This is a genomic window from Tenacibaculum soleae, assembly GCF_001693415.1.
Taxonomy (GTDB): domain Bacteria; phylum Bacteroidota; class Bacteroidia; order Flavobacteriales; family Flavobacteriaceae; genus Polaribacter; species Polaribacter soleae.
In genome coordinates, this window is sequence record NZ_MAKX01000024.1 from 59,621 (window position 1) to 84,834 (window position 25,214).

General features: G+C 29.1%; 17 protein-coding genes and 1 pseudogene. 9 read left to right on the plus strand and 9 right to left on the minus strand.

The window, feature by feature from the left end:
• Positions 1 to 18 precede the first annotated feature (18 nt).
• The gene (locus BA195_RS11390) at positions 19 to 822 is read left to right on the plus strand and encodes a M48 family metallopeptidase (protein ID WP_068705568.1); all 804 of its coding nucleotides are present in this window, start codon (positions 19 to 21) and stop codon (positions 820 to 822) included.
• Between the two features lie 73 nt (positions 823 to 895).
• Positions 896 to 2,191, plus strand: a complete 1,296-nt coding sequence (locus BA195_RS11395) for an MFS transporter (RefSeq protein WP_068705570.1) — start codon at positions 896 to 898, stop codon at positions 2,189 to 2,191.
• A gap of 2 nt (positions 2,192 to 2,193) precedes the next feature.
• On the opposite strand, the gene BA195_RS11400 is transcribed toward BA195_RS11395, so the two are convergent.
• The 5 genes from BA195_RS11400 to BA195_RS11420 all read right to left on the minus strand — a co-directional run bounded on the left by BA195_RS11400 (position 2,194) and on the right by BA195_RS11420 (position 9,370).
• Positions 2,194 to 3,822, minus strand: coding sequence for an RluA family pseudouridine synthase (locus BA195_RS11400; RefSeq protein ID WP_068705572.1), 1,629 nt, complete (start codon positions 3,820 to 3,822; stop codon positions 2,194 to 2,196).
• Between the two features lie 43 nt (positions 3,823 to 3,865).
• Entirely contained in the window at positions 3,866 to 5,638 is a 1,773-nt protein-coding gene (locus tag BA195_RS11405; RefSeq protein ID WP_068705574.1) for an AMP-dependent synthetase/ligase, read from the minus strand.
• A 73-nt stretch (positions 5,639 to 5,711) separates the two neighbouring features.
• Positions 5,712 to 7,484 (minus strand): AMP-dependent synthetase/ligase, encoded by a 1,773-nt coding sequence (locus tag BA195_RS11410; RefSeq protein WP_068705576.1) that lies wholly within the window; start codon positions 7,482 to 7,484, stop codon positions 5,712 to 5,714.
• A 58-nt stretch (positions 7,485 to 7,542) separates the two neighbouring features.
• Positions 7,543 to 8,247, minus strand: coding sequence for a LytR/AlgR family response regulator transcription factor (locus BA195_RS11415; protein ID WP_068705578.1), 705 nt, complete (start codon positions 8,245 to 8,247; stop codon positions 7,543 to 7,545).
• Positions 8,240 to 9,370 carry a sensor histidine kinase gene (locus BA195_RS11420; RefSeq protein ID WP_068705580.1) on the minus strand — a complete coding sequence of 377 codons (1,131 nt, stop codon included), beginning with the start codon at positions 9,368 to 9,370 and terminating at the stop codon, positions 8,240 to 8,242. The genes BA195_RS11415 and BA195_RS11420 overlap by 8 nt, the downstream gene beginning before the upstream one ends.
• 209 nt (positions 9,371 to 9,579) lie before the next feature.
• Here BA195_RS11420 and BA195_RS11425 point away from each other — a divergent pair, with 209 nt between their 5' ends.
• The 3 genes from BA195_RS11425 (at position 9,580) to BA195_RS11435 (ending at position 15,976) form a co-directional block, all read left to right on the plus strand.
• A complete protein-coding gene (locus tag BA195_RS11425) occupies positions 9,580 to 11,256 on the plus strand; it encodes a serine hydrolase domain-containing protein (RefSeq protein ID WP_068705582.1) in 1,677 nt (558 codons plus the stop codon).
• Positions 11,257 to 11,524: 268 nt separating this feature from the next.
• The gene (locus BA195_RS11430; RefSeq protein WP_068705584.1) at positions 11,525 to 12,409 is read left to right on the plus strand and encodes an ABC transporter ATP-binding protein; all 885 of its coding nucleotides are present in this window, start codon (positions 11,525 to 11,527) and stop codon (positions 12,407 to 12,409) included.
• Positions 12,410 to 12,412: 3 nt separating this feature from the next.
• Positions 12,413 to 15,976, plus strand: coding sequence for an ABC transporter permease/M1 family aminopeptidase (locus BA195_RS11435; RefSeq protein WP_068705586.1), 3,564 nt, complete (start codon positions 12,413 to 12,415; stop codon positions 15,974 to 15,976).
• A gap of 707 nt (positions 15,977 to 16,683) precedes the next feature.
• On the opposite strand, the gene murB is transcribed toward BA195_RS11435, so the two are convergent.
• On the minus strand, positions 16,684 to 17,691 hold the full coding sequence (gene murB / locus BA195_RS11440; RefSeq protein ID WP_068705588.1) for a UDP-N-acetylmuramate dehydrogenase: 1,008 nt from the start codon (positions 17,689 to 17,691) through the stop codon (positions 16,684 to 16,686).
• Positions 17,692 to 18,882, minus strand: a complete 1,191-nt coding sequence (locus BA195_RS11445) for a pyridoxal phosphate-dependent aminotransferase (protein ID WP_068705590.1) — start codon at positions 18,880 to 18,882, stop codon at positions 17,692 to 17,694.
• Between the two features lie 428 nt (positions 18,883 to 19,310).
• Between BA195_RS11445 and BA195_RS11450 the strand changes: the two genes are divergently transcribed.
• Both BA195_RS11450 and BA195_RS14560 read left to right on the plus strand, forming a co-directional pair.
• Entirely contained in the window at positions 19,311 to 20,126 is an 816-nt protein-coding gene (locus tag BA195_RS11450) for a pepsin/retropepsin-like aspartic protease family protein (RefSeq protein WP_141677707.1), read from the plus strand.
• A gap of 89 nt (positions 20,127 to 20,215) precedes the next feature.
• A pseudogene (locus BA195_RS14560) lies at positions 20,216 to 20,308 on the plus strand (hypothetical protein); the annotation flags it as partial.
• 119 nt (positions 20,309 to 20,427) lie between these two features.
• On the opposite strand, the gene BA195_RS11455 reads toward BA195_RS14560, so the two are convergent.
• On the minus strand, positions 20,428 to 20,823 hold the full coding sequence (locus tag BA195_RS11455) for a DUF1573 domain-containing protein (RefSeq protein WP_068705593.1): 396 nt from the start codon (positions 20,821 to 20,823) through the stop codon (positions 20,428 to 20,430).
• Positions 20,824 to 21,008: 185 nt separating this feature from the next.
• Between BA195_RS11455 and BA195_RS11460 the strand changes: the two genes are divergently transcribed.
• Together BA195_RS11460 and BA195_RS11465 are read left to right on the plus strand one after the other, a co-directional pair.
• Positions 21,009 to 23,645 (plus strand): valine--tRNA ligase, encoded by a 2,637-nt coding sequence (locus BA195_RS11460; protein WP_068705595.1) that lies wholly within the window; start codon positions 21,009 to 21,011, stop codon positions 23,643 to 23,645.
• Between the two features lie 135 nt (positions 23,646 to 23,780).
• Positions 23,781 to 24,437 (plus strand): lysoplasmalogenase family protein, encoded by a 657-nt coding sequence (locus tag BA195_RS11465; protein ID WP_068705597.1) that lies wholly within the window; start codon positions 23,781 to 23,783, stop codon positions 24,435 to 24,437.
• Positions 24,438 to 24,482: 45 nt separating this feature from the next.
• On the opposite strand, the gene BA195_RS11470 is transcribed toward BA195_RS11465, so the two are convergent.
• Positions 24,483 to 25,211 (minus strand): head GIN domain-containing protein, encoded by a 729-nt coding sequence (locus tag BA195_RS11470; RefSeq protein ID WP_068705599.1) that lies wholly within the window; start codon positions 25,209 to 25,211, stop codon positions 24,483 to 24,485.
• Positions 25,212 to 25,214: the final 3 nt, after the last annotated feature.

The following is a 25,214-nucleotide window of genomic DNA, read 5'->3' on the forward strand; positions in this document are numbered from 1 at the left end:
GAAATAAAAACATTAAAGATGAAAAAAATTATAGCTTTAGCAATTGTTGCTGTATTTTTAATACAATGTAGTACAGTACCAATTACAGGAAGAAAAAGATTAAATTTTGTAAGTGACGCCGAAGTATTACCTGCTAGTTTTGCACAATACAAAGGTTTTTTAGCAGAAAATAAATTATCTAAAGACGCAAGTAAATCAGCTCAAATTAAAAAAGTTGGTAAAAATATTTCTGCGGCTGTAGATAAGTTTATGAGAGCTAACGGTATGAAAACGGAGGCAGATTCATATAAATGGGAATTTAATTTAGTAGAAGATAAAACTGTTAATGCTTGGTGCTTACCAGGAGGAAAAGTAGTTTTTTATACAGGTATTTTACCAATATGTGCTAATGAAGATGGTATTGCAGCGGTTATGGGACATGAAGTGGCACATGCCTTTGCTAAACATGGTCAAGAACGTATGTCTACAGGTCAGTTACAACAACTAGGAGGGGCTGCTGTAGCGTTGGGTACAAAAAACAGTAAAAATGCTGCTATTTTTAATACCGCTTATGGTTTGGGTTCGCAGGTAGGAGTAATGCTGCCTTTTAGTAGAAGTCATGAAACTGAAGCTGATAAGCTAGGTTTAGTATTTATGTTGATGGCTGGTTATAACGGAGAAGAAGCTGCCGAAGTTTGGGTAAGAATGAGTAAAAGAACTAAAGGAGGAAAATCATCTCCAGAATTTATGAGTACACACCCTTCTAATGAATCTCGTATCCAAACCCTTAGAACATATTTACCTGAAGCTAAAAAATTAGCAAAGAAATTTAATGTCTCTTAAAAAATAAGTAGTAAATTATTTATATTATATTGCAAACCGTTCATTTTTTTGAACGGTTTTTTATTTAAGATATATGTACAAAAGAGGAGATAAAAAGTTAATAAAAGCTTGGGCATTTTACGATTGGGCAAATTCAGTATATTCATTAGTAATTAGTACAGCTGTTTTTCCGTTATATTATAGCGCAGTAACCAAAGGACAAACAGTTCGTTTTTTAGGAATGGATTGGGAGCATCCTGATAGTTTATATAGCTACGCATTATCATTTTCTTTTTTAGTGGTGGCACTTATTTCCCCAATTTTATCAGGTATTGCCGATTACACAGGAAGTAAAAAGAAATTTATGAAATTTTTCTGTTGGATGGGTGGTTTGTCAGTAAGTGCTCTCTACTTTTTTGATGGAGTAGACACTGTATGGATTGGTATATGGTTTACTATTTTAGCTAGTATTGGTTTTTGGGCAAGTTGGGTATTTTATAATGCATATTTACCAGAAGTAGCATTGCCAGAACAACAAGATAGAGCAAGTGCAAAAGGTTTTATTTACGGATATGTAGGTTCTGTTATTTTGTTGTTAATAAACTTAGCAATGATTATGTTTCCTGATGCATTAGGAATAACATCAGGCATGGCTTCACGATTGTCTTTTGTAATGGTAGGTGTTTGGTGGATTGGTTTTGCACAAATAACTTTTCGTAAATTACCTGGTGATATATATAATAAAAAACCTGAAAAAGATTATATATGGAAAGGCTATAAAGAGCTAAAAATAGTATTTAAAGAAGTTTTAAATTATCCTACTTTAAGAAAGTTTTTATTAGCATTTTTCTTTTTAAGTATTGGAGTACAAACCATAATTTTAATGGCAGCCATTTTTGGTTCTACAGAGTTAGGCTTAGAGTCTACCAATATGATTATAACCATATTATTAGTGCAAATTGTAGCTATTTTTGGTGCTCTGATATTTTCAAGATTATCTGATAAATATGGAAATTTTAAAGCTTTAAAATTAACAATAGGTATATGGATGTTAGTTTGTTTTTGTGCTTTTTTATTAGATAAAGAGCAAGAAAATGTGGCTACTTATTTTTATGGATTAGGAGCAATGTTAGGTTTGGTACAAGGAGCTATACAATCATTAACCCGCTCTACATATTCAAAATTATTACCCGAAACAGAAGATCATGCTACTTATTTTAGTTTTTATGATGTAACCGAAAAAATAGCAATTGTACTTGGTACAGCTGTGTATGGTGCTTTGTATGCAATTACAAATTCTATGCAATGGTCAGTACTTTGCTTGGCAGTTTTCTTTTTAATAGCTTTTATTATTTTAAGCACTATGAAAAAAACAAAATATGTAGCTTAATATTAAAAAGGAGTAGGAGAAATAAAACTTAGTTGTTTTGCTGTTTTCGGATGAATAAAAGTTATTTTTTCGGCATGTAAATACAACCTGTCGGCTTTAACTCCATATAAATCATCTCCTAAAATAGGAGTGTTTAAACCTAAATTATGTGCAGCATGAACACGTAGTTGATGTGTGCGTCCTGTAATAGGGTAAAGATGTATTCTAGTTTTATTATTTTTAACTTCAATTATTTTCCAATTAGTTCTTGCTAATTTTCCATGCTCATAACAAACAAGTTGTTTTGGTCTATCATTTAAATCAACACGAAGCGGTAAATTAATTTCTCCTTTATTTTTATCTAAAACCCCATCTAATAAAGCTACATATCGTTTTTTAATAGTTTTGTTGATAAATTGAGCTTGTAAATGTTTGTGAGTACTAGCATTTTTAGCAATTAATAAAATTCCAGAAGTAGACATGTCTAAGCGATGTACTATTAAAGAACCAGTTGCAGTTGGGTACAATTTTTTGATACGACTATAAACAGAATCTTCAATTTCTTTACCTGGCACAGATAATAGCCCATTAGGTTTATGAATCACTGCTAAGTAATTATCTTCAAATATAATTTTAATAGCTGTTTTAGATTGTAGTTGTAATAATACAGGGTTTTTATCAACCGACAAACCTTGTAACATGTGCTTTAAAATAGGTTTACATTTTCCAGTACATGCAGCATAAAAATTTTGATGCTTTCGAATAGAAGTAGTTAATGATTTTCCCCACCAAAACTCAGCCATACAAATAGGGGTAAGGTTATTTAAAAAAGCGTATTGTAATAATTTTGGAGCACAGCAATCACCAGCACCAGCAGGTATGTTTTGTTTTGAGCTTTTAAAAATAGCTAACAAATTTTTTGCTTCTTTTTTACTATTTAAAAACTGATAATTTTTAAATATTTCCTGTTGTACCCTTGCCGAAAGTTTTTTTCTTTGTTCTTGTAACTGTTGTATTTGTTGCTGGTAATAGGTGTATTCTTTTTTTATAGGATGTATTTTTGTGTTTAAGTACACTTCATACTCACGTAAATAAAACTCTTCATTAATATTTTGCTGATTGCTTTGAACGCTTTGTTGTTTTCTAGCCTTTCGTCTTTTTTTTATTTTAACTTTTTCGTTTTCTAATAAATTATTGTTTATGGACCTAATGTTTAAATACTTTTTTTCTGTTTTTAAAAAAACAGTATTATTTTTTAAATCAGACAAATTGGAATTTATTTGATTTAGTTGCTCTTCTGTTTTTAAATAACATCCATTTTCTGATAAAACATTATACACAGGAGGAACAAAATTTTTAAGTAAGGTTGAGTTATTAATTTTACCAGAAAAAGCAGCTAAATAGCCTAATTCCCCGTTTTTATTCTTAACAACTAATACACCAAACATTTTACCTAGCGGTTCACTCTTTAAATATTTTTGATTATTTAACCCAAAGTTATGTATAAAATCTGTTTGTTTTTTTAAGTATGCTTGTAATTCGTTAGCAGCTGTTTTTGCTAACGGATGTGGTATATAGTTATGTGGATAGTCAAATTTATTTGGTAGTGGTAAACTATTTATATCTGTGGTAAAAGAAATGAATTTATTCATAATAAAAAGAAAAAGTGCTGCTTTCACAACACTTTTAAAATAGTTAGTTTATATAAATTTTATCGTATAAATCTTTGTAAATTTCTTTAATTATTTTACGTTTCATTTTCATGGTTGGAGTAAGGTGTCCTGCATCAATAGACCATTCTTCAGGTGTTAGCTCAAAACGCTTAATTTGTTCCCACTTTCCAAATTTAGAGTTACAAAGTGTAACCTCTTCTTGAATACGTTCAATTACCTTTGGATTATTGATTAGATCAGTGTTAGTTTTAAAATCAAGATTATGTCTTTTTGCCCATTCTCTCACAAAACTGAAATTTGGCTGAATTAAGGCTGCTGGCATTTTTTCACCTTCACCAATAACCATAATTTGTTCAATAAAACGTGATTGCACTAATTCTCCTTCTAATAATGGTGGAATAACATATTTACCACCAGAGGTTTTAAACATTTCTTTAGTACGCCCTGTAATTTTTAAAAAACCATCTTTATCTAATTCTCCTTTATCACCAGTATAAAAATAGCCATCCTTTAAAACTTCGGCAGTTTTTTCTGGATCTTTGTAGTACCCTAACATTACATTAGGTCCTTTTACTAAAATTTCACCAGTTTCTGCAAATTTTAAGTCTAAACCATGTATTAATTTACCTACAGTACCAGGTTTAAAACCATTGTTTCTTACATCATTTACTGTAATAACAGGAGATGTTTCAGTTAAACCATAGCCTTCCATAACAGGCATTCCAGCTGCAGCAAACATTCTTGTTAAGCGAGGTTGTAAAGCTGCCGAACCAGAAACCATTAGTTTTAAATCTCCTCCTAAAGCAGCTTGCCATTTAGAAAATATTAATTTACGGGCAATACTTAACTGTTTTTCATACCACCATCCGTTAGCTTTGTATGGTTCATATTTTAATCCTAAATCAATTGCCCAAAAGAATAGTGCTTTTTTAATACCAGTTAAGTCAGCTCCTTTTGCATAAATTTTATCGTAAATTTTTTCATATAAACGAGGTACTGCTGTCATTACATGAGGTTTTACTTCTTGTGCATTTTCACTTAATTTATCTATCGCTTCAGCAAAATAAATAGAAACTCCACAGTATTGGTATAAGTATAATATCATGCGTTCAAAAATATGACAGATTGGTAAAAAGCTCAATCCACGTTCTTCGCCATATAATAGAGGTACTCTTTTTTCACTTGCTAATACATTAGATACAATATTACCATGAGAAAGCATAACGCCTTTTGGCCTACCTGTAGTACCTGAAGTGTATATTAAAGTAGCCAAACTGTCAGAAGTAACCGCTTTTTTTCGTTCTTCAACGTCATTTTGATTAGAGGTATCTTTACCAAGATTTAAAATTTCGTTCCAATTTTTTTCATTTGCGATGTCTTCAAAAGTATAAACCTCTTTAAGTTTTGTATTTCCTTTTATTTGATTTAGTTTTTCTAAAATAGTTTTATCAGAAACAAAACAATAAGTAGCTTCAGAGTGATTTAAAACGTATTCGTAATCTTCTTTTGAAATTGTTGGGTAAATAGGTACATTTTGTGCCCCTGTTTGTAAAATACCGATGTCACAAATATTCCATTCAGTACGATTATTTGTTGAAATTACTGCAATTTTATCGTTGGGCTGTACACCTAAACGTAATAAACCTCTACTAATGGTGTTTGCTTTATCAATATATTCTTGGGTAGATATTGACTCCCACTTGCCATTGTATTTGGTTGTAAAAGCTTTTTTTAAATTATAGGTTTCTTGTTGATAGTAAGGAAAGTCAAAAAGACGCGTAATTTCAATCGGCATAAAGTTCATATTTTTGGGTCATGCAAAGTAGGAAAAATACCTTGATTGCACAAGTTTAACCTTAAAGGTTGATTTATTGTGAATTATATATTTTTTGATAGAGATTATTGTATTTTTCTAAGACAATTTTACGTCTCATTTTTAATGTTGGTGTTAAATGTCCAGCTTCTACTGTCCATTGATCTGGCGTAATTTCAAATTGTTTAATTTGTTCCCATTTGCCAAATTTTTTGTTATAGTAATCTATCTCTTTTTGAAGCCTATTTATTAATATTTTATCTGTTGAAAAATTACTTATTGTATAGTTATGTCTTTTAGCCCATTCGTTTACAAAATCGAAAGAGATTTGTAGAATTGCAGCAGGCATTTTTTCACTTTCTCCAATAACCATTACTTGCTCTATAAACCTTGATTTTTTTAGCTCGCTTTCTAAAACAGCAGGAGCGATGTATTTACCACCTGATGTTTTAAATATTTCTTTTTTTCTATCAGTGATTTTTAAAAAACCATCATCATCTAATTCACCTATATCGCCTGTATGTAGGTATCCGTTTTGAATAGTTTCTGTCGTTTTTTCTATGTTTTTATAGTAGCCCATCATTATGTTTGGTCCTTTCACTAAAATTTCTCCATCGTTGGCAATTTTTACAATTATATCTTTAATAACTTTACCAACAGTGCCTATTTTAAAGCCTTTGTTTCGCATATCGGTTACCGAAATAGCTGGCGATGTTTCTGTCATTCCGTAGCCTTCGAAAACAGGAATTCCGGCAGCAGTAAAAATTTTAATTAACCTAGGTTGCATTGGAGCGCTTCCGGCAAGCATAAAATCTAATTGCCCTCCTAAGGCTTTTTTCCATTTAGAAAAAATGAGTTTTCTGGCAATTTTTAATTTAAACTCATACCAAATTCCGTTTTCTTTATAGGGCTTGTATTGTTCGGCAAGTTCTATCGCCCAAAAGAATAGTCTTTTTTTGATGCCAGATAAATCACTTCCTTTATCTACAATTTTATCAAATACCTTTTCTAATAATCGAGGCACTACAGCCATAAAGTTTGGTGATACTTCTTTAAGATTATCACTTATTTTATCAATGCTTTCAGCAAAATAAATCTCAAATCCCATGTATTGGCAATAATATGAGGCAGCTCTTTCAAAAATATGCGAAACAGGTAAGTAACTAATTGCTCTTTTTTTATTACTATGTAAATTTAAAGAGTTGCCTACAGCAAAAATATTACTCACAATATTTTGATGTGAAAGCATTACTCCTTTTGGAGTTCCGGTAGTACCAGAGGTGTAAATTATGGTTGCTAAATCAGTAGCGTGTACTAATGCTTTATTTTTATCAACAAGAGATTGTGTTGCTTCATCGTTTCCTAAGGATAAAAAAGAACTCCAGCTGTAATCGGTATCAATATCTTCAAAAGTAAATACTTTTTTTAGTTGTGTTTTATCTTTAACAGCTGCTACTTTTTTATACAAATCGTTATCAGAAACAAAGCAATAAATACTATCTGAATGATTTAAAACATAAGCATAATCTTTTTGAGAAAAAGTAGGATATAAAGGAACGTTAATAGCACCTATTTGCAATACACCAATATCTAAGATATGCCATTTTGGTTGATTGGTATTGGTAATAACGGCAATTTTATCTCCAGGTTTGATACCTAAATTTAATAAGGCTCTACTTACAATATTTGCCTTGTTGATATATTTTTTTGTTGAGATGCTAATCCAAGTATTCTTTTCTTTTGAAACTAAACATTTTTCTTGTGGATATTTATTTAGTTGATAATAAGGAAAATCGAAAAGACGTGTAACTTGTATAGATTTATGCATATAAGTGTGTTTGCTATAAATCTATAAAAAAATCTATAAAGTAAAGGATAAAATAATATTATTGATTTAAAAGCTCACTTACACGACTTTTATACGTTTGTCCAATTGGGATCTTATGTTCGTTTATTAAAATACGGTTGCCTTCGATAAACTTAATTTTATAAATAGCTACAATAAAAGATTTATGTACTCGTAAAAAGTTACCATCGGTTAAAATAGTTTCGTAATGCGATATTTTTTCATGACTTACAATCATTTCATCTTGTAAAAAAAGCTTGGTATAGTTTCCATAGGCTTCTATGTATAACAAATCATTTAAATCTATTTGATGGTATTTTTTATCCCCTTTTACAAAGAATCTAGTTGAGGTTTCTTTTGAATTAGAAACCTCTTTAATAATCGTTTTTGAAGTTTGATTTTCGGAAACTTTATTTACAGCTTTTACTAAACGATCAAAACTAAACGGTTTTAAAATATAATCGGCAACATTTAATTCAAATCCTTCTAAAGCGTGTTCTTTATATGCAGTTGTTATGATTGTTTTAGGCGGATTTGTTAGTGTTTTTAAAAAATCTAAACCTTTTAATTTTGGCATATTTATATCTAAAAACATAAAATCTACCGTGTTTTCGTTTAAAAACTGCATGGCTTCCATAGCGTTGTAGCAGTTTTTTTCTAATTGTACATGTGGTAACATACTACAAAACTCTTCAATAATTTCGTGTGCCAAAGGTTCGTCGTCTATGATGATATATTTAAGCATGTTTCGCAATTTTTAAAGTAGTTTTATAAATGTTGTTTTGAGTATTTACGTGTAACTCATGATTGTTTTTATAGACTAAAGATAGTCTTTTCTTAAGATTTTTTAACCCAATGCCATTAGATTTGTTTTGTTTTTTCGCTTCAAAATTGTTCTCTAATTCAAAATAAATAGTATGTTTATCTTCATACAAATTGATATGAATAAATGCGTTTTCGACAAGACTTTCTACACCATGTTTAAATGCGTTTTCTAAAAGATTGATGTAGAGTAAAGGTGAAATTGTTAAGTTGGTATCTATTGTATGCTTAAAAGAGATTTCTACCGTTTTTTTATAACGGATTTTGTGTAATTCTATATAATTTTTTAAATATTCAATTTCATCGGCAATTTTCACCTTCTCTTTTTCACCTTCATAAATAGTATAACGCATCATATCCGATAATTTTAAAATAACCTCTGGCGCTTGCTTAGAGTTTTTAATGGTTAAAGCGTATAAATTATTGAGTGTGTTGAAGAAAAAATGCGGATTTATTTGCGCTCTTAACAAAGACAATTCAGCATTCGATTTTTCGGCTTTTAAGTTTTGTAACCATTTCCATTGTTCAAAAAGCCATAAGGCGAATAAGATAGGTATTGATATAAAGAAAACGGCAAAAGGAATTTTTTTTTTGATTTCTAAGTAGGATTCTAAATCACCAGAAAAAAGCCTTAAATAGATGAAATAAATGAATAATGGAACATAAAAAACAGCGATTAACTTCCAATATTTTTTAAAAAATTTGGGAGAAAGTAAATAAGCGGTTCCAACCCAAAAACCAATCAATAAAATAAAAGTAATTGGGTTATCTGGTAGTTGCATAAAAGTATCAATCGCTAATGCTACAAAAAATAAGACAAATAAAACTAGTACACTAAGTGCTGTTTTCTTATTTCTTTTTAAATATTTGTAATTATGTATAGGCAAAGCAATTACCAATCCCCAAATAAAGGCAAAAATGTATATACCAGATGCTTCTTTATCTGGTATAATAATTAACCCTAAATAGTCTAATAAATAGAATATTGGTATAATAATAGAAAATCCAAAAATAAAGGCTTTGTACTTTTTTAAAAACTGAATCATAGGTCAAAATTACTATTGTTAAAGCGTTTACACAACAAAATTGATATACACTATTCATTTTATGTCCAACTAGACACTTTTTTAGTCATACACGATTCAGTGTATTTTTTTGACCATATAACTTCATAAATACTATGTATAACATATAAGTTTTAAAGTGTTTTATATCTCATTTATGTTTGCCTCAAGTTAATCTTAAATCAATAAAAATGAAAAATTTAAAAATATTTTTACTTATGGCAATGAGCGTATTCTCAATGTATGCTCAAGATAAAATTCCACAACAATCTAAAATAGATGCCATTTTTTCTAAATGGAATAAACCAAACTCTCCTGGTGGTTCGGTAGGAGTTATTAAAGATGGTAAGTTAATTTTTACAAAAGGATACGGAATGGCAAACTTGGATTATAATATTCCTAATGGACCAGAAACTGTATTTACTATAGCTTCAACCTCAAAACAATTTACAGCAGCGAGTATTATTTTGTTATCACAACAAGGAAAACTTTCTTTAGATGATAAGTTGAGTACATTTTTTCCTAAGTTTCCTTCCTATGCTAATGATATTACCATTCAAAATTTATTAAACCATACAAGTGGTATTAGAGATTATATTATTCTTGCTAGACTTTCTGGTTTAGGGGCAAATGATAACTATACTGATAAAACGGTTGGTAAGTTATTAATGAATCAGCAAGAATTAAATTTTAATCCTGGAGAAGAATTTGTGTATAGTAATTCTGGTTATTGGTTGTTGGGTCAAATTGTCGAAAAAGTAAGTGGTGAAAGTTTGGCTGTTTTTGCAAAGAAAAATATTTTTGATCCTTTAGAAATGAAAAATTCTCGTTTTCATGATAATTTTGTTGAGGTTGTAAAAAACAGAGCAACTGGCTATAGATCAAATGGAAAAGATGGGTTTTACGAACACATGACCACGCTTAATATGGTTGGCGATGGTGGATTATTAACCACTATTAATGATCTTGCTAAATGGGATGCTTCATTTTATGATACTTCCCTTTTTAATAAAGATTTTTGGAATCAAATGTTACAATTAGGAACTTTAAATAATGGAAAAAAAATACCCTATGCTTCTGGTTTAGCATTTAGGAATTATAAAGGATTAAAAGTAATTCACCATAGTGGATCTTTTGTTGGATATAGAACGCAGTTTATTCGATTCCCAAAAGCAAAGTTTTCTGTTATTGTTTTAGCCAACAGAACTGATACTGATCCGTCAAAATTGGCTTACCAAACTGCTGATTTGTTTTTAAAGGATCAGTACAAATCAAATAACACGGTTAAAACAGAAAAACCTGCATTAAAAAAGAGCAACGAAAAAGCAGTATTTGTTACGTTATCAGAAAAAGAATTGAAGGTTTTTGAGGGAGATTATTGGGATAATAAAAGCAAATCTAGTCGTAAACTTGTTGTACGTGATGGTATGTTAAATTATGTAAGAAGCAATGGAAGAGCTACTAAAATGCGCCCAATTGCTAAAAATAAATTTCAAATGATTGGACCACGTGTACCTGTAATATTAACGGTTAACACTAAAGCGAAAAATTTTAGCATTAAACTCCCGAATGCAGCGCCAACAAAATTTGTTGCTTATCAACCAGAAACAATTTATAGTAAAGAAGATTTAAAAACATATGCTGGCGAATATTATAGTGTTGAATTAGACGTTGTTTATTCGCTAAAAATGAAAAAAAATAGTATTGTCCTCTTTGTAAAAGGTAATTCAGTTGGAGAAGTAACACCTATCAAAAAGAATTTATTAAACATAAACGGAAGACAAATGTTTGAGTTTAATAAAGAAAGAAATGAATTTAGATTGTCTATGTTAGGAAGAGTTAAAAATATAAAATTTGTAATGAAATAGAATTTTTAAAATACAATCTAGTTACTTAAAAGTCCCTTAATTGGGACTTTTATTATTTCATAAACATATACAAAATAACTTAATCATCTTTTAAAGGTTAAAACTGACAAACAACGCTGAATTTTATACAAACAAACCATTTTTTTAGTTGAATTTAATATAGCTCAAAATTCAAGTTATCTGAATTGAAAAAAGCCTTGTTTATCATCTTTAATTTAAGATAGAGTTCTAATATTTCATATTTGTGTATAATTTAAAAAATCAGACAATGAATACTTTAAGAATAAATAATTTAACAAAAACATATCCTAATGGTGTGAAAGCATTAAACGGAATTAGCTTAGAAATAACTAACGGAATGTTTGGTTTACTAGGGGCAAATGGTGCCGGAAAATCATCATTAATGAGAACTATTGCTACTTTGCAAGAACCTACTTCTGGAAGTATTTCATTTAATAATGTAAACATTATTGAAAAGCCAAATAACGTTAGAAAACATTTAGGATATTTACCGCAAGAATTTGGTGTGTATCCAAAAATATCAGCAGAAAAATTGCTAGATCATTTGGCTGTTTTAAAAGGAGTTTTAAATAAAAAAGAACGCAAAGAACAAGTTACAGCTTTATTGCAGCAGGTAAATTTATATCAGCATCGTAAAAAATCGGTATTTACTTTTTCTGGCGGAATGCGTCAGCGTTTTGGTATTGCACAAGCATTATTAGGCGACCCACAAATTATAATTGTAGACGAACCAACTGCAGGATTAGATCCAGAGGAAAGCAATCGTTTCTTAAATTTATTAAGTGAAATTGGCGAAAATGTAATTGTAATTCTTTCAACTCATATTGTTGAAGATGTAAGGAATCTATGTCCGAAAATGGCAATATTATCAAATGGAGAAATTATTTCTGTAGGAAGTCCAAATGATTTAGTAGCTAGTATTGATGAGAAAATTTGGACAAAAATTATTCCAAAGAAAGACGTTGCTATCTACAAAAAAGCATTTGATATTATTTCTACAAAACTAATAGCAGGAGAAACTCAGATTAGAGTTTTATCAGATAGTAAACCTGAAGAAGGATTTGAGAAAATCACTCCTAATTTAGAAGATTTTTACTTCACAACGTTATTTAATCAAACTTTAAAATCGTAAATTATGTTTAATAAATTATTACAATTCGAAGTTTTTTATCAGTTAAAACAAAGAGCTTTTCCTTTATTAGCATTGTTGTTTTTGGTGTTAGGAGTTTTTGTTGGTAGACAAGGTTTTGCTCAACAAGGCGTAAATTTTAACGCAGGATATCAAGTATATTTTCATGTTAGTTTATTTACTATTGGAAGTTTATTTGTGATTATGTTTTTTGCAATTAGCGCAATGCTTAGAGACAAACAATATAAAATGGAAGGCTTAATATATAGCTCTGCAATTAAAAAAATGTATTATTTTTGGAGTCGTTTTTTAGGAACATTCTTTTTTAGTTTATTAGCCTTTTCTCCTTTTATTATAGGATATGTTTTTGGGAATTATACTGGAGATTTAGATCCAGAACGTGTAGCTGATTTTCAATTAATGACGTATTTACAACCTTGGCTATATATTGTTGTGCCTAATATTTTTGTGTGTTCTTCTATTATTTTTTCTGTTGCAACAATAACTAAAAATAGCACTGCAACGTATGTAAGCGCTGTATTTATTTATATGTTATACCTTGTGTGTTCTATATTTTTTAATTCACCATTATTAGCACAAGCAGCGCCAGCTTCACCAGAGAGTATGGCTATAGCAACACTTGTAGATCCATTTGGAATCTCTGCCTTTTTTGAACAAACTCAATTTTGGACACCTTATGAAAAAAATACACAATTGTTATCTTTTTCAGGTTCATTTTTATGGAATAGATTGATTTGGTTATCTATTGCTTTTGTAATTTTATTAGGAACATTTAAGTTGTTTTCATTTAGAAAGATCACTAAAAAAGTAAAAAAAGAAAAGAGCGTAGCTACAACAAAAAAAATGTTATTAAGTTATAAACCTTTAAAAGTAGTATCAAATTTTAAAGCGCAAAAAATAGCATTATTATCTTTAATAAAAGTAGAATTAAAAAGTGTTTTTAATAGTCTGCCTTTTATAGCGGTTTTATTGATGTGGGTTTTTATAGTTTTTTCAGAATTGTATTCAACACTAATTAGTGGTGGTGAATATGGCGTAAGTATATATCCGTTTACCAATAAATTAACCGAATTAATTGTTGGTCCTTTAACTATTTTTAGTTTGATATTAATTATTTTTTATAGCTCAGAAATTGTTTGGAAAGAACGAAGCCTACATTTTAATTTGATAATTGATGCGACACCTGTTAAAAACAGTACATTCTTTTTTTCAAAGTTTAGTGCTTTGATATTGCTTCCAATAATTTTAATAACGGTTGGAGTTGTTCTTTGTATTGGATTTCAAATGGCTTTAGGATATTTTAATTTTGAACTCGGTTTATATGCTTCATTATATTATCATTATGGATTGCAATTAGTAGTTTTTTGTATGGTTGCTTTATTCGTTAATAGTTTGGCAAAAACCAAATATATGGGAATGGGAATTTTTGGATTGATTGTATTATTAACACTAAAATCTGGTATGTTAGGATTAGAACATCCTTTAACAAGTTTAGGATTTTTACCAAGAATTAGCTCCAATAATATGGATGGTTTTAATGGAGTTTCAAATTTATATAATCATTTAGCAGTATATTGGTTGGCTTTTGGTTTATTATTAACTGTATTTTCTTTCAAAATTTGGAATCGTGGAATTGTAACTAGTTTTTTAGTAAAAATAAAACAGTTTTTTACAAATTGGACCAAGATTCAGAAACTGAGTATATCTTTTTTAATGATTATTTTCATCGGTTTTGGTAGTCTTGTTTTTTACAATTTAAATATTGTTACAGAATATAATACGATAAAAGATGATTTAGATTTTAGTGAAAACTATGAACGTAACTTCAAAAAATATGAAGAAATAGAAAGGTTATATCCAGCTTCAATAAAAACAGAAGTTGCTATGTACCCTAAAGACAGAAAGTATACCGTTGATGCTAATTATGTAATGATAAATAGAAGTAAAAAACCGATGAAACATGTATTTATAACGGAAAGAAAAACATTAGATACCGTTTCAATTGAAAATGCAGATTTAATAAAACATGATGCAGATTTTGGAATTTACCTTTTCAAATTTAAAAAAGCATTACAACCGCAAGATTCTGTTGAGTTTAAATTTCAATTAACAAATAGTGTTGTGGGATATGAAAGAGATAAATCAATCATAAATAATGGAACTTATATAAATCGTTTTAGCAAATTTGATCCTATTTTAGGATATACCAATAGTTTTGAAATTGCAAATGCAAGAGAACGTAAAAAAAGAAATTTGCCATTACGAATTAAAGAAGAAGAAACTTCGGATGCGCATATTGCTTTTGAAAATGTTAAATATGAGAAAGTAAATTTCGAAACTATTGTTTCTACTTCAAATGACCAAACAGCCATTAGTTCTGGTAAATTACTGAAACAATGGACCGAAAATAATAGAAACTACTTTCATTATAAATCTTTAACAAAAATATCACCTGAAGCAGGTTATTTTTCAGCAAAATATAAAACTAAGAAAACAAATTATAAAGGAGTTTCTATTGAGCAATATTATGATGTAAATCACAATTTTAATATTGATGCTATTGAAAAAAGTATCAAAGAAACATTAGATTATTGTCAAGATAATTTTGGAGCATATCAGTTTGATTATCTTAGAATGGCAGAAGTTCCTGCACATTGGCCATTTGGTGGATTTGCACACCCTGGAGTTATCAGTATGGTTGAAGATCGATTGTATTTATCTGATGTAAGTGATGAAAATGTTTTTAATGTAGTTGCAAAAAGAACTATTCATGAAGTATCGCATCAATGGTGGGGACACACATTATCTTCTAAACCAGTTGCTGGGGGTGCTTTTCTTGTTGAAGGACTTGCAAAATATACAGAAGCTATGGTGATGGAAAAAATGTATGGAAAAAGTGCATTGTACACTTTAGCAGAAAATGCAAGAAGCCGTTATTTTTCTGGAAGATCTTTTGCTTCTAATATTGAACCACCAGTATATAAAGTAGATGGACAAAGTTATATTTCGTACGGAAAAGCATTAAATACTTTGTTAGCTTTAAGAGATTTAATAGGAGAGAAGCAAGTGAATTTGGTATTAAAAACCTTAACAGATTCTTTTAGAAATAGCAATAAACTGGAAGCAAATACTTTAGATTTTTTAACTGAAGTTTATAAAGTAACTCCAGTAAATCAACACGATTTAATAAACGATTGGTTTAAAAAAGTAATTACTTATGATTTAGGGATTGAAAACGCAACAATGAAAGCATTAGCAAACGGAACTTATGAAATTACAGTAAAAGTAAAAGTAAAACGTTTTGAAACATTAGAAAATGGAGAAGTAAAACAAATCTCAATTGATGAGCCAATTAAAATTGGAGTTTTTACAACACATCCATCAAAAGTAAAAGATGATAATTCAGTTTTATATTATGAGTCTAGTCAAATCAATAAAGAGGTATCAGAAATTAAGATAATTATAAAAGAGAAGCCAACATATATTGCTATTGATCCTTACGGAACTAGAAGTGATGAAAATTTAGTTGATAATGTATTTTCTCTATAAAGAAATCCCAAAAGAAGACTAGAAGAAGTTTTTTTAGTCTTCTTTTTAACTATAAGTAGCTTTAAAATGGTTATTAATCTTTTATTTTTTTCTTAAGGAGATAAAAAGAATTAAGAATATCATTATTGGAAAAAATATTTAAAAAATTCTAAGGTTTTAGATCAAGATAGAGAAAAAGTTGTTTATATGTGTTAATAAATAATTTAAAATTGTATTTTTTCTTAGTTAACAAAAAAAAATCTTTGTGTCCATTGCTTTTTTGGATCCGATATTTATTATATAGGTTTGTGATTAATATTTTATTTGGGTTTGATGTATCATTAGTATCAGCAGCAAAAGAAAACGTGTAATTAACGATTGAAGAGTTATCAATTTATTACGTTCATTATTGTATGTAAAAAGATAAAAACTTAATCTCTATTAAAGAAGAACTATTTTTAGTAAAAAATTATATTGAGTTAGAAAAAATGCGTTTGAAGAGCGTTTGTAACTAGATGTATCTATTGATGAAAAAATTGAGTAAATTCAAAGTTCCAACATTAAATACTCAATCATTAGTAGAAAAAGCGATTCAACACGGAATTAATTTAATTGTTAAAATAGGAGTCAATAATATTACAATTAAAAAGTAACAAGGTTTTATTAAAAAATGTCATCCTATTCTAAAGGGTACAAACTTTTAATTTGTTTTTTTTAAGAAGATAGTCTTAAATTACATTAACCTCAATTTCTAAATTAATAGAAAATTTATCTAAAATAGTATCTTGAATTTTTTGAGCTAAATTATAAATTTCTTTCCCAGTTGCTTTTCCGTAATTAACTAAAACTAATGCTTGTTTTTCATGTACACCAAAATTACCAAAACGTTTTCCTTTAAATCCACATTGTTCAATTAACCAACCTGCCGGTATTTTAATTTCAGATTCTGAAATAGCGTAACTAGGTATTGTAGAAAATTCTTTTTGAAGTTTATCAAAATCAGCTTTAGAAATTACTGGATTTTTAAAGAAACTTCCACTATTACCAATTTTTTTAGGATCTGGGAGTTTGCTTTGTCGAATAGTAATTACAGCATCTGAAATGTTTTTAAGAGTTGGGTTTGTTATCTTTTTTGACGCCAATTCAGTTTCAATAGCCCCGTAAGAAATAGTTGTTTTGTGTTTGTTTTTTGTAAGTTTAAAACTTACAGATGTTATAATGTATTTTCCTTTTACTTTGTTTTTAAAAATAGAATTTCGATAGCCAAAATTACACTCATTGGCAGCAAAAGAAACTAGTTTTCTTGTTTCAATACATACTGCTTCAACTTTAGTTATTGTATCTTTAACTTCAACACCATAGGCTCCAATATTTTGAATAGGGCAGGTACCTACGTTTCCAGGAATAAGAGATAAGTTCTCTAATCCTCCATAATTTTCAGAAATACACCAAAGTACAAAATCATGCCAATTCTCGCCAGCATTAACGGTTAAATGAACATTATTGTTGTTTTCGCTATCAATTGAAATTCCTTTCAAATTAATATGTACAACAAGTTTTTCAATATCTTTTGTTAGTAACATGTTACTTCCGCCAGAAATTAAAAAAATGTCTTTTTCTGTTTTTAAAAGTTGTTGCAAACTATAAAGAGAATCAACAGAAACAAAACGTTTGGCATTAACATCGATGCCAAACGTATTGTACTTTTTTAAGGATATGTTTTCTTGAATATTCAATTAACTATTATATTGTTCTATAGCTATTTTTAAAATTTCAACCGAACGTATTAAATCAATTTTATTTAATACATAAGCAATACGAACTTGGTTTTTACCTTCTCCTTTTGTAGAATAAAATCCGCTTGCAGGAGCCACCATAATCGTTTCATTATCATGATTGAACTTTTCTAAAATCCATTGAGCAAAATCATCAGCATCAGCTACAGGAAGTTCAGCAACACAATAAAAAGCTCCTTTTGGGTTGGCAACTTTTACGCCTTCAATTTTTTGAAGTTCAGTAATTAAAGTATTTCTACGATCTTGATATTCTTCAATAACTTCATCAAAATAACTTTGTGGCGTGTCTAAAGCTGCTTCACTAGCTAATAAAGCATAGGTTGGCGGACTTAAACGGGCTTGTGCAAATTTAATAGCAGTGTTTATAAACTCTTCGTTTTTAGAAACAATACATCCAATTCTTGCTCCACACATACTATAACGTTTAGAAACAGAATCAATCATAATTGCATTTTGCTCTAACCCTTCTAATGCCATAATCGAGTTATGTTTTGCACCATCATAGGTAAACTCACGATACACTTCATCAGCAATTAAAAATAAATCGTGTTTTAATACAATTTGTTTTAGTTTTTCAATTTCTTCTGGACTGTATAAATATCCGGTAGGATTACCGGGATTACAAATTAAAATTGCTTTAGTTTTAGGGGTAATTAGTTTTTCAAAATCTTCAATAGCAGGCAAAGCAAAATTATCTTCTATTTTAGAAATTACAGGAACGACTGTTACTCCAGAGGCTGTTGAAAATCCGTTGTAATTTGCATAAAATGGTTCAGGAATTATTATCTCATCACCAGGGTCAGTAATACTACCAATGGTAAATAATAAAGCTTCAGATCCTCCAGTAGTTGCAATAATATTATTAGCTGTTACATGAATATCATTATTAGCATAATAGTTAGCTAATTTAGAACGATATTCCTCTGAACCTTCAGAACGTGCGTATGATAACACTTCAATAGTATTATTTTTTACAGCATCTAAAGCCACTTGAGGAGTTTTTATATCGGGTTGACCAATATTTAAATGAAAAACTTTAGTTCCGTTTTTTTTAGCAGCCTCAGCAAAAGGCACCAATTTACGTATTGGTGATTGCGGCATAGAATTACCTTTGTTTGATATTAATGGCATTGCAAATTGAATTAGTTATTTTAAAAAGCAAATTTGCAATTTTTTTTTGATAAAATAAACTTGTTTTAATGAAAAACAAGGGGTGAAAAATCATAAAATACCTGAATACTAAATAGAAGATTGTATATTTAAAGGTAACCACTAAATTATCAGTTGTTTGAAAAAAAGATACCTTACATCACCGCTTTTTTTATGTTCGTCTGTTTATTCACAAAGAGGTTTCCAGTTTTAAGGAAAGAATAAAAACAAACAAGAATTATCTTTCAAATTAATAAATAATTTAATTGTACTCCCTTTAGAGATAAACAATCATTATTTATCTTTTATTTTAGATACAGGAGTAAGTAAAACCATTTTATTTAACTTAACTGAAAATGATAGTATTGGTTTAAATAATATTAAGAAAGTTTTTATAAGAGGTTTAGGAGATGGAGAGCCTATTGAAGCATTATTATCAAAAGAAAATAAATTTAGAATTAAAAAATATTTTAAGTCCAAACCAAGAACTTTATGTTATTTTAAAAGATGCCTTTAATTTATCTGCAAAAATGGGCACAACTATTCACGGAATTATAGGATATGATTTACTTAAAGATGTTATTGTAAAAGTAAATTATAACACTAAAAAAATTGTTTTTTATAATCCAAAAACTTATGTGGCTTCGAAGTGTCGAAAATGTGAAGTGTTTCCGCTTCGGTTTTATCGAAAAAAACCATATATAGACGTTGATGTAAATATAGATACAATTGGTATTGTTAAAACACCTGTAAAGTTGTTAATTGATACAGGAGGAAGTGATGCTATGTGGTTGTTTGAAGGGACAAAGAAAAATATAAAAACACCAATAAAACATTTTAAAGATATTTTAGGAGAGGGACTTAGTGGAACTATTTATGGTAATAGAAGTAAAATACCTTCTATATCTTTAGGTAAGTTTTATATAAAAGAACCTACTGTATCTTTTTTAGATTCAATTTCTACTTTTAACGCTCGTAAATTTAAAGAAAGAAATGGAAGTATAGGAGGGAATATCTTAAAACGATTTAAATTATGGATAGATTATCCTAATAAAAAAATTAGATTGAAAAAGAATGCTTCTTTAAAAGATGGATTTTATTATAATATGAGCGGTTTGTATTTAATTTATGATGGGCAAGAATTAGTAAAAGAAAAAGCGGTAACGGGACAATTAGAAACCTACGGAAATATTCAATCAAATAAAAAAATAGTGTTTCATTTGTAGAAACATACCATTATAGATTTAAAGCAAAGTATAAAGTAGATAGAGTAGTACCAGAGTCTCCAGCGGCAAAAGCAGGATTTTTAAAAGATGACATTATAAAGTCAATAAATGGTAAGCCAGCTTATAATTTTACGTTGGGTGAAATTATACAAATGTTTAAAAAAAAACTAACAGAAAGATAAAAATGATAGTAAAAAGAGGTATAACCGATTTGAAATTAGAATTTCGTTTAGAGAAAAGGATATAAAAAAAGCGTTCATTTGCAAACGAACGCTTTTTTTATATTGCAAGTTATAAATAACTATTCACTATCAGTTGTTTTTTTAACAGCAGTATTCTTAGATATAAAACCTTTAATTTTAAGCATAGTTCTTGGTCTTTTAGCATTAGAAAGTACTGTTATTTGTTTTGAAAAACCTCCTGGTCTTTTAGTATCATAAGAAACTTCAATCTGACCTTTTTGTCCAGGCATAATAGGAGCTTCAGGTTTTTTTGGTACAGTACATCCGCAAGTAGATTTAATATCTTTAATAATTAAAGGAGCGTCACCTACGTTTGTAAATTCAAAAGTACGTGTTCCTTCAGAACCAAGGGCTACTTTACCGTAGTCTATAGTTTCATTTTCAAATTTAAATTCTTGAGCGTTTACTGTTAATGTAATAAAACAAACAGCGATAATTGATAAAATTGTTTTCATAATTGATAAATTTAATTTTAGGGCTTAAACTACCACAAATTTAGGATTAATTTTTTAGTTCTAAAAAAATCAACATCTTATTTTCTGTACCTCAGAGATAGTTGTATTTTTGCTTAATTGAATTTCAAAAATAATGCCAAAAAGCAATAAGCTTATTAATTTGGTTATAAAGATACAAAAAACAGATGAATATTCCATCAAAATATAATTCGAGCGAAGTAGAAGGGAAGTGGTATGATTACTGGATGAAACATAATTACTTTCATTCTGAAGTAGATGAAAGAGAGCCTTATACCATTGTAATTCCACCGCCAAACGTTACTGGAGTGTTACACATGGGACACATGTTAAATAATACTATTCAAGATGTATTAATTCGTCGTGCCCGTTTACAAGGTAAAAATGCATGTTGGGTTCCTGGTACCGATCATGCCTCAATTGCTACTGAAGCTAAGGTTGTTGCGAAACTAAAAGAACAAGGGATTGATAAAAACGATTTAACTCGCGAAGAATTTTTAGCACATGCGTGGGAGTGGAAAAATGAATATGGCGGAATTATTTTAGATCAATTAAAAAAGTTAGGAGCTTCTTGTGATTGGGAGCGTACTGCCTTTACTATGGATCCTGCTTTGTCTGAATCTGTAATTAAAGTTTTTGTTGATTTATACAATAAAGGATTAATTTACCGAGGGTATAGAATGGTAAATTGGGATCCAGAAGCAAAAACAACCTTATCTGATGAAGAAGTAATCCATGTTGAAAAACAAGGAAATCTTTATTATTTAGAGTATAAAATTGAAGGTTCAGATGATAAATTAACGATTGCGACTACCAGACCAGAAACTATTTTTGGTGATAGCGCAATTTGTATCAATCCAAATGATGAACGTTTTACACATTTAAAAGGTAAAAAAGCAATTGTTCCGCTTTGCGGAAGAGTTATTCCGATTATTGAAGATGAATATGTTGATGTAGAGTTCGGAACGGGATGTTTAAAAGTAACACCTGCACACGATGAAAATGATAAAGTTCTTGGTGATAAACACAAATTAGAAGTAATTGACATTTTTAATGATGATGCTTCATTAAACTCTTTTGGATTACATTATCAAGGAAAAGATCGTTTTGTAGCTCGTAAAGAAGTAGTAAAAGAATTAGAAGAAAAAGGAATTTTAATTAAAACAGAAGTTCATACCAATAAAGTAGGAACATCAGAAAGAACCAAAGCGGTTATCGAGCCAAGATTATCAGATCAATGGTTTTTAAAGATGGAAGATTTAGTAAAACCAGCAATCAAAGCGGTTTTAGGTGATGATACCGATATTAATTTATACCCGAAAAAATTCGAAAATACCTATCGTCATTGGATGGAAAATATTCGTGACTGGAATATTTCTCGCCAATTATGGTGGGGGCAACAAATTCCTGCGTATTTCTATGGAGACGGAAAAGAAGATTTTGTAGTTGCAACAACTATTGAAGAAGCAGTAAAATTAGCGCAAGACAAAACAAAGAATACTTCGCTGTCCGCATCCGACTTAAAACAAGATGAAGATGCTTTAGATACTTGGTTTTCATCTTGGTTATGGCCAATGAGTGTTTTTGATGGAATTAGAAATCCTGAAAATGAGGAAATTAAATATTATTATCCAACAAACGATTTAGTAACTGGTCCAGATATTTTATTCTTCTGGGTAGCTCGTATGATTATTGCGGGTTATGAATATAAAGAAGAGAAGCCTTTTGAAAATGTATATTTAACAGGTTTAGTACGTGATAAACAACGTAGAAAAATGTCAAAATCATTAGGTAACTCACCAGATGCTTTAAAATTAATTGAAGATTATGGTGCAGATGGTGTACGTGTAGGGTTGCTTTTAAGCGCTGCTGCAGGTAACGATTTAATGTTTGATGAAGATCTATGTCAGCAAGGAAAAGGTTTTGCAAACAAAATATGGAATGCTTTCCGTTTAGTAAAAGGGTGGGAGGTAGATGCTACAATTGAACAGCCAGAGGCTGCAAAAATAGGATTAGAATGGTACAATGCTAAGTTTCAAACAGTATTAGCCGAAGTTGAAGATCATTTTTCTAAATACCGATTATCAGATGCTTTAATGGCTATTTATAAGCTGATTATGGATGATTTTTCTTCATGGTTATTAGAAACAGTAAAGCCAGCTTACCAGCAACCAATTGATAAAAAAACTTTTGATGCGGTAATTGCAATTTTTGAAGATAATTTAAAAGTATTGCATCCGTTTATGCCTTTTTTATCAGAAGAGATTTGGCAATATATTGCAGAAAGAACTCCAGAAGAAGCATTAATTATAGCTAAATATCCTGAGTTTAAAAAAGTGGATACTTCAATTATCAATGAATTTGAGTTTATAACCAATGTAGTTTCTGGAATTAGAACCATCAGAAAAGATAAAAATATATCATTTAAAGATGCTGTTGAGTTATCAGTTGTAAATAATGAAAATTTTACTCAAAAGTTTGATGTTATTGTTCAGAAATTAACAAATACATCTGAGATTAATTACGTTACTGATAAGGTTGATGGAGCTTCGTTTAGAGTAAAATCAAACGAGTATTTTATCCCTGTTGCTGTTGAGGATATTGATGTAGCAGCAGAAACTGAAAAATTAGAAGCTGAATTAAAAAGAGCTGAAGGTTTTTTGTTTGGTATTCAAAAAAAATTATCAAACGAACGTTTTGTAAGTAATGCTCCTGAACAAGTTATTGTTTTAGAGCGTAAAAAAGAAAGTGATACTATTGCTAAAATAGCTACAATAAAATCTAGTCTAGCATCTTTAAAATAGCTATAAAAAAATAAAAAGCAAAAAAACCGTTGTAAWWTTACAACGGTTTTTTTGCTTTTTTAATATATTATGCTCTAAAAAGAAGCTTTATTTATTATGTAAAATGTTATATATTAGGATCTTTAATTTTTATTTATGAATCATATCTCATCGTTTAAAATATATAGTGTAATTTATTTTATTACCTGTATTGTTTCGTTATTATTTATTGATAATAATGAATCGATTATTGAAATGATTTTAAAAATACTTACCATAGTATTAACTTCCTTTTTGTACTTAGCATATACAACAAAGATTAATTATTGGTATTTATTATTATTAATGTTTTGTATTGTTGCTGATGCACTACTCATATTTGATCAAGATTTTTTAAAAGGCGGTATATTATTGTTAATGTTTACTCGAGTTATTTATCTGATCATTTTGCGTAAAACAATTTTAACCATAAAACTAAAGGTTATTTTACCGTATATAATACCAGGCTGTTTTGCTTTTTTTATTATGTCTTACTTGTTGTACTCATTTGTAGAAAACATGTTGTTATCTATTTTTATGATTTGTCTTTTAAATTTAATTGTTATAGGTGTTTCTTTTTATCAATATTTATATAACATGACAAAAGATAATTTGTACTTTATGCTAGGAATATTTTTAATTACTATAGCAGATTTTATAATTGCTTTTAATAAGTTTTTAGATTATCAATTGTATTACGTTGTTTTATATACTGTAATGTATTACGTAGCTCGTTATTTAATTTGTATTGCTATGATTAAAGAAAAACGTTAATCATAATATTTCTGGTATCATGATTAACATTTATTATTAGTAAAACTAATTTTTATCAACTACATCACCAGATCCTACTGATTTATTATCGATGTTACTCGGGTTTCCTTTATAATAAACGCTTCCAGAGCCTACTATACTTGCTTTTATTTTTTCAGTAACAGTAGTTTGCACATTTCCTGATCCAGCAATACTTGCTTTTACAGTTTTAACATTTAAATTATAAGCTTTTACACTACCAGAACCTGCGATAGAGCATTTTAAATTTTCAGATTTACCTTTTAAATTAATACTTCCTGAGCCACCAATAGATGTTTTTACTGTGTTTGAATTAACACTAGCACTAATATTTCCTGAACCACCAATATTAAAAGAAATATCATTAGAGTTTAGTTGTTTATGAACAGTTACTTTTCCTGAGCCACCTAATGAAACCGCATCAATACTTTTAAAAGGAATAGTAACTGTTAAACGTTTGGTTGTTTTAATATTAGCATTTTCTTTAAATTGTACTTTTAGTTTTCCCTTTTTAACTGTTGTTTCAAGATAAGGTAATAAGTTTTCTTCTCCGTTAATAGTTATTTTACCTTCAGTACCAGCTACTAAATTGACATCAAATGAACCACCGATGTTTACTTTGTCAAAATTGTTGATAGATCTAGTTTTGGTAATAACGTTTCCATTGCCTTTAATTTTTTTAGAATTTGACCAGTTTTGAGCTTGACTATTAAAAGTTAATAAGGCTACTACTACTGTAAAAAAAAGTTTTTTCATTTT

Coding starts and splice junctions, on each gene's coding strand:
- BA195_RS11410 (WP_068705576.1), bottom strand. CDS start 7,484: ATGCATAAATCTATACAAGTTACACGTCTTTTCGATTTTCCTTATTAT.
- BA195_RS11450 (WP_141677707.1), top strand. CDS start 19,311: ATGGAGAGCCTATTGAAGCATTATTATCAAAAGAAAATAAATTTAGAA.
- BA195_RS11470 (WP_068705599.1), bottom strand. CDS start 25,211: ATGAAAAAACTTTTTTTTACAGTAGTAGTAGCCTTATTAACTTTTAAT.
- BA195_RS11460 (WP_068705595.1), top strand. CDS start 21,009: ATGAATATTCCATCAAAATATAATTCGAGCGAAGTAGAAGGGAAGTGG.
- BA195_RS11390 (WP_068705568.1), top strand. CDS start 19: ATGAAAAAAATTATAGCTTTAGCAATTGTTGCTGTATTTTTAATACAA.
- BA195_RS11405 (WP_068705574.1), bottom strand. CDS start 5,638: ATGCCGATTGAAATTACGCGTCTTTTTGACTTTCCTTACTATCAACAA.
- BA195_RS11395 (WP_068705570.1), top strand. CDS start 896: ATGTACAAAAGAGGAGATAAAAAGTTAATAAAAGCTTGGGCATTTTAC.
- BA195_RS11430 (WP_068705584.1), top strand. CDS start 11,525: ATGAATACTTTAAGAATAAATAATTTAACAAAAACATATCCTAATGGT.
- BA195_RS11420 (WP_068705580.1), bottom strand. CDS start 9,370: ATGATTCAGTTTTTAAAAAAGTACAAAGCCTTTATTTTTGGATTTTCT.
- BA195_RS11425 (WP_068705582.1), top strand. CDS start 9,580: ATGAAAAATTTAAAAATATTTTTACTTATGGCAATGAGCGTATTCTCA.
- BA195_RS11465 (WP_068705597.1), top strand. CDS start 23,781: ATGAATCATATCTCATCGTTTAAAATATATAGTGTAATTTATTTTATT.
- BA195_RS11400 (WP_068705572.1), bottom strand. CDS start 3,822: ATGAATAAATTCATTTCTTTTACCACAGATATAAATAGTTTACCACTA.
- BA195_RS11415 (WP_068705578.1), bottom strand. CDS start 8,247: ATGCTTAAATATATCATCATAGACGACGAACCTTTGGCACACGAAATT.
- BA195_RS11445 (WP_068705590.1), bottom strand. CDS start 18,882: ATGCCATTAATATCAAACAAAGGTAATTCTATGCCGCAATCACCAATA.
- BA195_RS11455 (WP_068705593.1), bottom strand. CDS start 20,823: ATGAAAACAATTTTATCAATTATCGCTGTTTGTTTTATTACATTAACA.
- BA195_RS11435 (WP_068705586.1), top strand. CDS start 12,413: ATGTTTAATAAATTATTACAATTCGAAGTTTTTTATCAGTTAAAACAA.